General features: G+C 38.6%; 10 protein-coding genes. 7 read left to right on the top strand and 3 right to left on the bottom strand.

Annotated elements, in window-relative coordinates; all coding sequences use genetic code 11:
- Positions 1-271: 271 nt before the first annotated feature.
- From AAX15_RS06485 to AAX15_RS06475, 3 genes are all read left to right on the top strand, one after another.
- A complete protein-coding gene (locus AAX15_RS06485; RefSeq protein ID WP_046939626.1) occupies positions 272-2,803 on the top strand; it encodes a class I adenylate cyclase in 2,532 nt (843 codons plus the stop codon).
- Between the two features lie 129 nt (positions 2,804-2,932).
- Positions 2,933-3,736 (top strand): serine O-acetyltransferase, encoded by an 804-nt coding sequence (cysE, locus tag AAX15_RS06480; protein WP_046939625.1) that lies wholly within the window; start codon positions 2,933-2,935, stop codon positions 3,734-3,736.
- A gap of 9 nt (positions 3,737-3,745) precedes the next feature.
- Positions 3,746-4,561, top strand: a complete 816-nt coding sequence (locus tag AAX15_RS06475) for a shikimate 5-dehydrogenase (protein WP_046939624.1) — start codon at positions 3,746-3,748, stop codon at positions 4,559-4,561.
- Positions 4,562-4,593: 32 nt separating this feature from the next.
- On the opposite strand, the gene lpxH is transcribed toward AAX15_RS06475, so the two are convergent.
- Complete coding sequence (gene lpxH / locus AAX15_RS06470; protein ID WP_046939623.1) at positions 4,594-5,307, bottom strand: UDP-2,3-diacylglucosamine diphosphatase; 714 nt, start codon at positions 5,305-5,307, stop codon at positions 4,594-4,596.
- 85 nt (positions 5,308-5,392) lie between these two features.
- On the opposite strand from lpxH, the gene AAX15_RS06465 reads away from it, so the two are divergent.
- The 4 genes from AAX15_RS06465 to lptD all read left to right on the top strand — a co-directional run bounded on the left by AAX15_RS06465 (position 5,393) and on the right by lptD (position 10,573).
- Complete coding sequence (locus AAX15_RS06465) at positions 5,393-6,115, top strand: 1-acylglycerol-3-phosphate O-acyltransferase (protein ID WP_046939622.1); 723 nt, start codon at positions 5,393-5,395, stop codon at positions 6,113-6,115.
- Between the two features lies 1 nt (position 6,116).
- Positions 6,117-7,526, top strand: coding sequence for a multicopper oxidase domain-containing protein (locus AAX15_RS06460; protein ID WP_046939621.1), 1,410 nt, complete (start codon positions 6,117-6,119; stop codon positions 7,524-7,526).
- 64 nt (positions 7,527-7,590) lie between these two features.
- Entirely contained in the window at positions 7,591-8,061 is a 471-nt protein-coding gene (locus tag AAX15_RS06455) for a hypothetical protein (protein WP_046939620.1), read from the top strand.
- 163 nt (positions 8,062-8,224) lie between these two features.
- On the top strand, positions 8,225-10,573 hold the full coding sequence (gene lptD / locus AAX15_RS06450; protein ID WP_046939619.1) for an LPS assembly protein LptD: 2,349 nt from the start codon (positions 8,225-8,227) through the stop codon (positions 10,571-10,573).
- Between the two features lie 88 nt (positions 10,574-10,661).
- On the opposite strand, the gene proS is transcribed toward lptD, so the two are convergent.
- Entirely contained in the window at positions 10,662-12,380 is a 1,719-nt protein-coding gene (proS, locus tag AAX15_RS06445) for a proline--tRNA ligase (protein WP_046939618.1), read from the bottom strand.
- 84 nt (positions 12,381-12,464) lie between these two features.
- Positions 12,465-12,705 (bottom strand): HRDC domain-containing protein (locus AAX15_RS06440; protein WP_046939617.1); only part of this gene is annotated, 241 nt, incomplete at its 5' end.

Raw genomic sequence — 12,705 nt, 5'->3', positions numbered from 1 at the left:
CATATCAGCGAAATTAAGCCATTTACGCAATAAATTTGTTGGCTATCCTATCACTCTTAGGTTAAAAAGTCATTTTGATTGTTGATATAAGAAACACCTCAGATATGAGAAATTGAATTAAAAATAAGATTTTTAGTCATTTATTTTGCTTTCTAATCACTTAAAATCTCGGATTCTTCACAAACTGTGATTTGCATCACAATTTTTTGCATTTATACGCCCTAAGTGGTAAATTGTTCACCAATTTTTGTTGTTCTGGTAGGGACACCGCGTGGAATGCAATCTTGCACAAGCAAAACAATGGGTTAGCGCCTTGGATCAACGCCGTTTTGAGCGTGCATTACAAGGTTCAGGCGATGCATTCCAACACGTTTTAGCCGTTGTTCCTCTACTTTTACACCTAAACCATCCGCAACTTCCCGGCTATGTTATTCACGCCCCCTCTGGTATTGCAAGTTTCCTCGCATCTCATTATCAAAAAAAATGGATCACCAATGAATACGGTATTCACTATGCCGATCATAAGCCTTCAACACTCAAAAGTGCGGTAAATTTTCACGAAGTTTTACCACCAATTCTAGGCGTTTATTTAATGGGTAGCTTTGGCTCAATAAGTCAAACCTCTTCTTCAGATCTTGATACTTGGATTTGTGTCCGAGACGACTTAACTCCGGATGAACACGCTCTTCTTATCCAAAAAACTAAACGGATTAGTGAATGGGCAATGCAATTTAATGTGGAAATTAATTTTTATTTGATGGATCAACAACGTTTCCGCAATGAACATTACGCTGACCCACTGACTATTGAAAATAGTGGCTCTGCGCAATATATGTTATTGCTTGATGAATTCTATCGTTCCGCCGTACGCTTGGCAGGTAAACCTTTACTTTGGTTGCATTTATGGGTAGAAAATGAAAAAGACTATGAAAAAGAGGTCGCTCGTTTAATTACGGAAGGGGAAATTGATCCAAATGATTGGGTGGATTTTGGCGGTTTAGGGCAATTTTCTGCAAACGAATATTTCGGTGCCAGTTTATGGCATCTTTATAAAGGGATTGATTCGCCTTATAAATCTGTGCTCAAAATTTTATTGTTGGAAGCCTATTCCAAGGAATACCCAAACACTTGCTTAATTGCCCGCACTTTTAAGCGAGATTTACTTGCAGGTAATACCAATCCGGATCACCATTTTGATCCTTACATTGCCATTCTTGCCAAAGTAACCCGATATTTAACCGCACTTTCTGAATTTAAACGTTTGGATTTTGTGCGCCGTTGTTTCTATGTGAAAGCAACGGAAGATCTTGCACTTTACCAAGCCAATAATTGGCGTGTTCGTTACATGGAAATCCTAGCTCATGAATGGGGATGGTCTGCTGAAACGGTGAAACACCTCAATAAACGTCCATTTTGGAAAATTAAAGCAGTCAAAGAAAGCCATGATAACGTGGTGAAATTTTTAATGTTGAGCTATCGTAATTTAGTGGAATTTGCGCGAAAGCATCACATTCACTCGAGCGTCGTGCCACAAGACATCAACATTCTTTCTCGCAAACTTTATACTGCGTTTGAAGAACTTCCAGGCAAAGTGTCCTTACTCAACACACAGATATCTCACAATTTATCAGAAGCACACCTGACTTTTGTTGAAGTTCGCGGCAATAAACATTTTAAAGATGGTTGGTACCTTATCAATCAACCAACGCACCATATTATGTTCTCCAAAGAACGGGTCATTGAATACGGGGAAAGCCTCAATAAATTAGTCTCTTGGGCATATTTTAATCATCTACTCACTGAAAAAACGGGGCTTGCCATTTTTAGCAAGAATGTGACTTTAAGCACATTACAACGCTTTGTCACTAACTTGCGTCAGTCTTTTCCAAGCACAATCTCTAAACAACCTAAAAACAGCGATTTATTGAATCAATGCGAAATTCGTAGCTTGTTTATTGCCATAAATCTCACCGCCGATCCAACATCCAAAGTAGAAGAAGTATTAACTGGTATTTCATCACGAGATTTATTTAGTTTTGGATCGCTCGAACAAAGCCTTGTGGGCAGTATTGATTTTACTTATCGCAATGTGTGGAACGAAATCCGAACACTCCATTTTGAAGGGCAAAATGCCATTTTGCTTGCACTAAAAGTGCTTTCTAATAAAATTTATCGAGGCGTTAATCGCCCAGATTCCATCCAAGTCTATTGTTATAGCGAACGTTATCGCCAAGATTTACGCCAATTAGTGATGGGATTAGTCAATCGATGCGTTAGCATCCAAGTCGGCGATATTCAACAACCTTGCCAAACATCACGCTTACGCGTGGCGGGCAAAAACTGGCAATTATTTTTTGAAGATCGCGGGATTAGCTTACAAGAAATCGGAAATGAATCAGTCTGTAATGAACCTGAAAGTGCGGTAGATTTTGACGAAGTTTTACAAACGCCAATTGAAGATGGCGAGACAAACCAAGAAAGTCGTCGCTATCCACCAGAAATGGATGCCTTCGCAAGTGAAGGATTCCTACAATTCTTTTTTGAAGATAATTCCGATCATAGCTTCAATGTTTACATTTTAGATGAATCTAATCGTCTCGAAATATATCGCCACTGCGATGGTGAAAAAGATGAAAAAGTGCGAGAGATTAATCAGCTTTATCAAAACGCTAAACTGGAAGGCGATAAAAATCCTTACAATATCGTTCAACGTAATTTTAACTACCCTCAATTTTATCAACTAAAAAATGGAAAAAATGGCGTATCCATTGTGCCGTTTAAATTCCGCCCAATGAATAAGTAATATCCTCGTTAGAAATTATTTCTAGCCTGTTTCACTTTTGTTTTTAATAGATATTTCCGTACATACACAAATTCAGCTATGATTAACATATATAAACGTGTAGTCTGAAAGCAGGCAACAGGAGGAAAAATGACATTAGATGTGTGGCAACATATTCGCCAAGAAGCCAAAGAACTTGCTGAAAACGAACCTATGCTTGCTAGTTTTTTTCATTCTACGATTTTAAAACATCAAAATCTTGGCGGTGCACTAAGTTATTTATTGGCGAACAAATTAGCCAATCCTATTATGCCCGCCATTTCTCTCCGAGAAATTATTGAGGAAGCCTATCAAGCTAATCCTTCTATTATTGATTGTGCTGCTTGCGATATCCAAGCTGTCCGCCACCGAGACCCCGCTGTGGAATTATGGTCTACCCCATTGCTTTATTTAAAAGGTTTCCATGCGATTCAAAGTTATCGAATCACCCATTATTTATGGAATAAAAATCGTAAATCCCTTGCCCTTTATTTACAAAATCAAATTTCAGTAGCTTTCGATGTCGATATTCACCCAGCGGCAAAAATTGGACACGGTATCATGTTCGACCATGCAACAGGTATTGTTGTGGGGGAAACATCTGTAATCGAAAATGATGTTTCAATTTTGCAAGGCGTAACACTTGGCGGTACGGGAAAAGAATCAGGCGATCGTCATCCAAAAGTACGCGAGGGTGTCATGATTGGGGCGGGAGCAAAAATTCTCGGTAATATTGAAGTGGGTAAGTACGCCAAAATTGGGGCAAATTCTGTTGTGCTTCATCCCGTACCGGAATACGCCACAGCAGCGGGTGTACCTGCTCGCATTGTGAGTCAAGATAAAGCGGCAAAACCTGCTTTCGATATGAACCAATATTTTATCGGCATTGATGATGGAATGAATTTAAACATATAAGGAGACCCCATGATCAACAAAGATACCCAACTCTGCATGTCTTTATCTGGTCGCCCAGGTAATTTCGGTACTACCTTTCACAATTATTTGTACGACAAACTAGGATTAAATTTCATTTATAAAGCCTTCACCACGCAGGATATTGAGCACGCCATCAAAGGCGTGCGCGCATTAGGCATCCGTGGTTGTGCAGTGTCAATGCCATTCAAAGAGGCTTGTATGCCATTTTTAGATGAAATTCATCCATCAGCACAAGCCATTGAATCCGTAAACACCATCGTGAACGATAACGGCTTTTTGCGTGCATATAACACTGATTACATTGCCATCGTAAAATTAATTGAAAAATATCATTTAAATAAAAATGCTAAAGTCATTGTTCATGGCAGTGGTGGTATGGCAAAAGCCGTTGTGGCCGCCTTTAAAAATTCAGGCTTTGAGAAGTTAAAAATTTACGCACGCAACGTAAAAACAGGTCAATATCTAGCCGCACTTTACGGCTATGAATACATTGATTCTTTAGAAAACCAGAAGGCTGATATTTTAGTCAATGTTACGCCAATCGGCATGAAAGGGGGCAAGGAAGAAATGGATTTAGCCTTTCCAAAAGCGCTCATTGATAATGCTAGTGTCGCATTTGATGTGGTTGCTATTCCTGCTGAAACGCCTTTTATTCGTTATGCTCAAGCACAAGGAAAACAAACCATTTCTGGCGCAGAAGTGATTGTACTTCAGGCTGTAGAACAATTTGAGCTTTATACACATCAATGCCCAAACGATGAATTAATCGCTGAAGCTGCGGCGTTTGCTCGAGCTAAATCTTAACATCAAAAGTGCGGTGATTTTTCACCGCACTTCTAATCTTTAATAAAACCAAATTCTCCGCTTTCATCCATTTTTAAAATTGACGCGTAATTTTTTCGCCAATCCCCTAATACAATTCGCGTAAATCCTTCTTGTTGATGAATCGCTTCACGGTGTGTGTGTCCGTGAATTAATAAATTCACACCAAACTCTTGTACTTTTTCTGTCGTGAAGGCTTGATTCACATCCATAATTTCCTGTGATTTGGCTTGTTTATCTTGATTACTCTTTGCCCGAATTTTCTCCGCAATTGTCACCCGCACTTTTAATGGTAAGCACAAAAACAAACGCTGCAACCATTTTTGATGAACTCTACGGCGAAATTGTTGATAAGCCTCATCATCAATGCAAAGCGTATCACCATGACAAAGTAAGATTTTTTTATCATAAAGTGTGATTAATTGATAATCAGGTAAAAGCTGAGCTCCCGTATCTTTCGCAAAACATTCGCCAATCAAGAAATCACGGTTGCCGTGCTGAAAATAACATTGCACACCCCGATCGCTTACCGATTTAATTAAATCTTTAACTTGTTGAATCAATGCGGACTGCTCATCATCACCAATCCAAAAATCAAAAAGATCACCTAAAATGTAAAGCCGTTCAGCCTGTGGGACAAGATTCTGCATAAAATCGACAAAAAGTGCGGTCAATTCAGGCCGATTTTCACTTAGATGCAAATCAGAAATAAAATAGCTATGTTTCATAAAAATTCCACGATTTTTGTTTAGATTAGCACATATTGATATTGAATTTGCTATACTTTAACGAAATTTTGTATAGGACATCCTCATGTTAAAACTACTTCGAATTTTCCTCGTATTAATCTGCTGTATTCTAATTTGTGTACTGGGTATAATTTATTCTTTTATCCGCTTTAAAAATCCAAGCAACGTTGGCATTGTTGCACGTTGGTTTGGGCGTTTATATCCACTTTTTGGCTTAAAAGTAGAACATCGTGTTCCTCAAAATCAAGAGCAGATTGGACGCGCGATTTATATCGGTAATCACCAAAACAATTATGATATGGTGACAATCTCTTATATGGTGCAACCTCGCACAGTGAGTGTGGGTAAAAAAAGTTTAATTTGGATACCCTTCTTCGGCATTCTGTATTGGGTAACGGGCAATATTTTCTTGGATAGAGAAAACCGCACAAAAGCACACAGTACGATGTCTCAGCTCGCACGACGAATCAATGAAGATAATTTATCTATTTGGATGTTCCCAGAAGGCACTCGTAGCCGTGGGCGTGGTTTATTACCCTTTAAAACGGGTGCATTCCATGCGGCGATTTCAGCAGGTGTACCGATTATTCCTGTGGTTTGCTCAACCACACATAACAAAATTAATTTAAATCGCTGGGATAATGGCAAAGTAATTTGCGAAATAATGGAGCCAATTGATGTTTCAGGCTATACCAAAGACAATGTTCGAGATCTTGCGGCTTATTGTCATGATCTAATGGAAAAACGCATTGCCGAACTTGATGAAGAGATAGCAAAAGGAAACTAAAATGCCACGCCTTTCCCGCCGTCAATTATTAAAAACAGCTGCGATTTCTACCGCACTTTCCACAGTGCCCGCACCATTATTAGCGGCAAGCCGTGAAAAATTAGTTGTGCCGCCACTAATTGAAGTTAGCCGCGGTCGCCCGATTGTATTAACCATGCAGGAAATGAATTATCCCCTAGATGGCTCACACAATGTGACAGTATGGGGATTCAACGGTAATTATCTTGGTCCAACCATTAAAATCAAATCAGGTAGCTTTGCCAAACTTAATTATCATAACAATTTGCCACAATCCGTTGCCTTATCTATTCAAGGCTTACAAGCATCAGGTGAACTGTTTGGTGGAGCGGCTAGAATACTAAAAAAAGGCGAGTCTTGGGCCCCCATCGTTCCTATTGAACAAGCCGCAGCAAGCTGTTGGTATCGTTCCGCGACATTAGCTAACTCAGCCTATCAAACCTATCGTGGTTTAGCTGGAATGTGGTTGATTGAAGATGAGCAAAGCCTAAAAGCGAATCTTCCCAATAAATACGGCGTTGATGACATTCCATTGATTTTACAAGATATGGAATTTAACAATGATGGTCTCCAATTATTCAAACAAAATCAACCGCACTTTGTAGGCAATCGCTTATTAGTGAATGGTATTGAAGCACCGTATTTAGATGTCGCACGGGGCTGGATTCGTTTACGTTTGCTCAATGCTTCATTAGCTCGTGCTTATGATTTACGCTTGGATAATGATCAAGAAATGCTGCTTATTGCACACGATTTAGGTTTCTTACCAAAAGCTAAATCGGTCAAATCTTTGGTTCTCTCGCCAGGAGAACGCGCAGAAATACTCGTTAATATGAATGAAATTGACAATGTATCTCTCATTAGCGGAAGTAAACGTGGCTTGTACGACAAAATGAAAAATATGTTGATCTCAAGTGATGAACTCGCTGATAACACCGTCCTTGAATTGCGCACCAAGGGAGAAATGTCAGCATTTAATAAACAACCAAACCTCACTTTCGAAACGGATGCGCCAGCAATGTTACAACAAGCCGTTGCACAAACTCGAGAATTTAATATTGATGTCACAAACGGTTTAATTAATCAAAGACGTTTTGACCCACGCAAAGTTGATGTAATAGCCCGAAAAGGAACAATTGAACGTTGGATTTTAAATGCAAGTTTACCTGTTGGATTTACTATTCAAGGTGCCAAATTTGTGGTGGAAAGCCAAGGAGAACATCAATTCCAAGCTGAAGAATTAGCTTGGAAAGATACAGTTTGGGTAAAAAACAAAACTCAAATTTTAGTGAAATTTGATCAAGCATCTTCTGGCAACTACCCATTCTTATTTGGGGTGTCGAATTTAATGCTAGAAGATATGGGATGCATTGGCGTACTGATGGTACAATAGCGTTAACTATCCCAAAACACCATGAATTTTAATCATTCATACTTTATTTAAAGAGGAAATCATAATGAAAAAATCATTAACATTAGCCGCACTTTCTTTATGTGCTGCGTCATCTGTTGTATTTGCTACTTCTGATACACCACAAGAATCTCAACCTACACTTTCTCTTTCAGTATATGATATGTCAGGTCAAATTCCTATGGATTTAGGTAAAAAAGAGATTTCTCGCTCTATGCCAAAACAACAACTGTGTTGGACAGCAAATGGTGAGTTTAATAAACAAATTTCCATAATCGAAATTTTTAAATCTCCTAAGAAAATGACTTTTTCTATCCCGAAAAATCTTGGCTCTGTTAAAACATCTAAAGATGGAAAAACGCACACAATTGCAATGACTAGAGAACCATTAAATCAGGGTAAATTTGTTGTAAATTGCTGGCGTTTTGATAAGAAAGATCCTGTCGGTCAATACTCAATTCAAGTTCAACTTGGAGATATCGTCTACGATCCTTTGACCTTTAACGTTGTAAAATAATAAAAAATAAAAACTCAGCTTTTGCTGAGTTTTTTAATTTTATGTAAGAAAAATTATAGAAAACCTTAGATACATCCGATCAACAGTTTATTGAAAAATATTACTAGCCTTGACCTTTTTCCAGTATAATCTGACCAATTTTCTGACAAATTAAAACAAGACGATGAATAAAAAACACACTTTAATTTCACTTGCTATTTTGACCGCACTTTATAGCCAACAAAGTTTGGCGGATTTGCATGAACAATGTTTAATGGGCGTGCCAAAATTTAGCGGTGAAGTCGTGACGGGTGATGTGAATTATCTACCTGTATATATTGAAGCGGATAATGCAGAAATTAATCAGCCAAATGATGCGACCTATCAAGGTAATGTAGATTTGAAACAAGGCAATCGTCATTTGTTAGCACAATCTGTGCAGGTCAAACAATCTGGAAACCAATCAACGCCTTTACGCATGGCTTATGTCCGCAATGGATTTGATTATAAAGATAATCAGATCAATATGCTGGGTAAAGATGCAGAGTTTAATTTAGATAGTCACGATGGCAATTTAACAAATTCAGAATATGAGTTTGTCGGTCGTCAGGGTCGCGGTAAGGCTGATGATATAACATTAAGTAATAATTATCGTGTCATGAAAAATGCCACCTTTACTTCATGTTTGCAAGGTGATAATGCTTGGGCTGTAGATGCGTCAGAAATTCGTCAATACGTGAAAGAAGAATATGCTGAAATGTGGCATGCTCGTTTCAAAGTGCATGGCGTTCCCATCTTTTATACCCCTTACTTACAATTACCTATTGGAGATCGTCGTCGTTCTGGCTTATTGATTCCAAGTGCGGGAACATCTAGCCGAGATGGTCTTTGGTATGCACAACCAATTTATTGGAATATTGCACCTAATTACGATCTTACTTTTACCCCGAAATATATGTCTCGCCGTGGTTGGCAAGCAAATGGGGAATTTCGCTATTTAACCCCTATTGGCGAAGGTAAAGTCGCAGGAGAATATCTAGGTAACGATCGTTACTCTGAATATTCTAGTGATAATCGAAAACGTCATTTGTTCTATTGGAATCACAATTCTAGCTTTTTACAAAATTGGCGTCTAAATATTAATTACACCCGAGTAAGCGATAAACGTTATTTCAACGACTTTGATTCTATTTATGGACGCAGTACCGATGGTTATGCGAACCAATATGCTCGCATAGCTTATTATCAACCAAATTATAATTTTTCTCTTTCTGCACATCAGTTCCAAATTTTTGATGATATTGTAAACATCGGCCCTTACCGTGCAGTACCACAATTAGATTTCAACTATCACAAATATGATTTAGCGAATGAATGGTTAAATTTCAAATTACATTCACAAGCAGTTCGTTTTGATAATGACAGTAAATTGATGCCAACTGCATGGCGTTTCCATGCAGAACCTAGCCTAAATTCTTTAATGTCAAATAAATACGGCAGTTTGAATATTGAAACGAAACTTTATGCGACTCGTTACGAGCAGAAAAAAGGTTCAGGAAAAAATGCAGAGGACGTGCAAAAAACGGTAAATCGAGTTATTCCACAATTTAAAGTTGATTTACAAAGTGTATTAGCACGCGATACAACGTTCTTAAAAGACTATACACAAACCTTCGAACCGCATGTGCAGTATTTATATCGTCCTTACCGAAATCAAAGCAATATTGGTTCAAAACTTAATAATGAATATTTAGGATTTGGTTACGATTCAGCATTAGTACAGCAAGATTACTATTCGCTATTCCGTGATCGCCGTTATAGTGGTTTAGACCGAATTTCATCGGCAAATCAAGTTACCTTGGGTGGCACAACGCGTTTTTATGATATTGGTGGCGAAGAACGCTTTAATTTATCTGCAGGTCAAATTTATTACTTAAGTAATTCTCGTATTGATGAAAACCCTGCAAATAAAACCCCGACTTCATCATCAGATTGGGCATTAGAATCTAATTGGAAAATGAGTGATAAATGGCATTGGCGTGGTAGCTATCAATTTGATACTCATACCAATTCAACATCATTAGCAAATACATCACTAGAATATAATCCTGAAAAAAATAATTTAATTCAGTTAAATTATCGATATGCGAACCAAGAATATATTGACCAAAACTTGGGTAAATCAGCTAACGCATATCAACAAGATATCCAACAAGTGGGATTGGTTGTAGGTTGGGAAATTACGAACAATTGGGCTGTAGTAGGGCGCTATTATCAAGATCTCGCGTTACAAAAACCTGTAGAACAATATATTGGCGTCCAGTATAACAGCTGTTGTTGGGCTGTTGGTGTGGGTGCTAGACGCTATGTCACAAGCCACCAAAATCAAAAGCATAATGAAGTCGTTTACGATAATAGCATTGGCGTAACTTTAGAATTAAGAGGTTTAGGCACTAATGACCATCAAAGCGGTATTCAAGAAATGCTAGAAAAAGGAAAACTTCCTTATATTCGAGCATTTAGTTTGGATTAAACATGGTTCAATATAAACGTTAAATCTACAAAAAGAGCGGCTAAAAAATAGCCGCTCTTTTGTCACAATATACAAAATAAAACGCTGATTAGAGATTACCTAACTTTTCGTTTAAAACGCTGAGCAACTGCTCTTTACTAATCATTTCTTTTTCACCAGTACGACGGTTCTTATATTCAATTTCGCCGTTCTCTAGGTTTTTCTCACCGATTACAACCATATGCGGTACACCGATAAGTTCCATGTCTGCAAACATCACGCCTGGGCGTTCTTTACGATCATCAAAAATCACATCTACGCCTCGCGATTGTAAAGTGCGGTACAGTTCTTCAGCGTATTTTTGCACGGCTTCAGATTTGTGCATGTTCATTGGCACAATCGCTACAGTAAATGGTGCAATTTCATCTGAAGGCCAAATAATACCGCGATCATCATGATGCTGTTCAATCGCTGAAGCAACCACACGAGTTACGCCAATACCGTAGCACCCCATTGTCATTACAAGTGGTTTACCATCTTCGCCTTGAACGGTCGCTTTCATTGCTTCAGAGTATTTTTTACCAAGTTGGAAAATATGTCCCACTTCAATACCACGTTTGATTTGAAGCGTGCCTTTACCATCCGGACTTGGATCACCTTCCACTACGTTACGTAAATCAAATACTTCAGGCATTGCTACATCGCGTTCCCAGTTCACATTGAAATAATGTTTTCCATCGATATTCGCGCCACAACTAAAATCAGACATTAACGCCACAGTGCGGTCAATAATCACTGGGATATTTAAATTCACAGGGCCTAATGACCCCACACCCGCACCAATTTTCGCTTTAATATCAGCTTCATCTGCAAACTCAAGAGGATCTGCTACTAATGGGTGTTTTTGTGCTTTGATTTCATTTAATTCATGGTCACCACGAATAATCAACGCAACAAGTGGTTGATTTTCATCGGCACCTTTTACAATCAACGTTTTCACAGTTTTAGTGATTGGTTGATTAAATTGTTCTACAAGTTCATTGATAGTTTTCGCATTTGGCGTATCAACCAATGTCATTTCTGCAGTTGGCGCTTGACGCTCACCGATAGCCACCGCTTCAGCAAGCTCAATATTCGCTGCAAAATCCGATTCTGTTGAGAATATAACATCATCTTCACCGCTTGAAGCTAACACTTGGAACTCATGGGAAGCAGAACCACCAATAGACCCTGTGTCCGCTTGCACCGCACGGAAATCTAAGCCTAAACGGTTAAAAATGTTACTGTACACTTGATACATTACATCATAGGTTTCTTGCAAACTTTCTTGCGTCGTGTGAAATGAGTACGCATCTTTCATAATAAATTCACGCGAACGCATAACGCCGAAACGTGGGCGCACTTCATCACGGAATTTCGTTTGAATTTGGTATAAGTTCAGTGGAAGCTGTTTATATGAAGAAACTTCACGACGCACTAAATCGGCGATTACTTCTTCGTGAGTTGGCCCAAGTACAAAGTTACGGTTTCCACGGTCTTCAAAACGAAGAAGCTCAGGGCCATATTGATCCCAACGACCGGACTCTTCCCATAATTCCGCAGGTTGCACCACTGGCATTAATACCTCAATTGCCCCGCCTTTGTTCATTTCTTCGCGAATAATCTTTTCCACTTTTTTCAATACGCGAATACCCGTCGGTAACCAGTTATATAAACCTGATGCCATTGGGCGAATCATACCTGCACGCAACATTAATTGGTGGCTCACTACCTGAGCATCATTTGGCGTTTCTTTAAGGGTGGAGAATAAATATTGACTTGTACGCATTGTTTAACCTTAGATTCTAAGAACTGAAAAAATTGGCGCAAGTATAACAAAAAGTGCGGTGATTTTTAACCGCACTTTCGATACTTACTCATTATTTTGCGCTTTCGCCAAAATTGCTTTATGTTCCTGAATCAATGCCATAAAAGGCTGGCCAAACCGTTCTAATTTGATAGAGCCCACGCCATTAATTTGCAACATGTCAATATTGCTTGTTGGCATATATTGTGCCATTTCTTGCAAAGTCGCATCATTAAAGACAATGTATGGCGGAATATTTTCTTTATCGGCAATTTGTTTGCGTAAGAAACGCAAGCGTGCAAATAAA

Origin of the sequence: Haemophilus haemolyticus (assembly GCF_001008275.1) — a bacterium.
GTDB lineage: Bacteria > Pseudomonadota > Gammaproteobacteria > Enterobacterales > Pasteurellaceae > Haemophilus > Haemophilus haemolyticus_P.
This window is presented reverse-complemented; position numbering and strand designations above follow the sequence as displayed.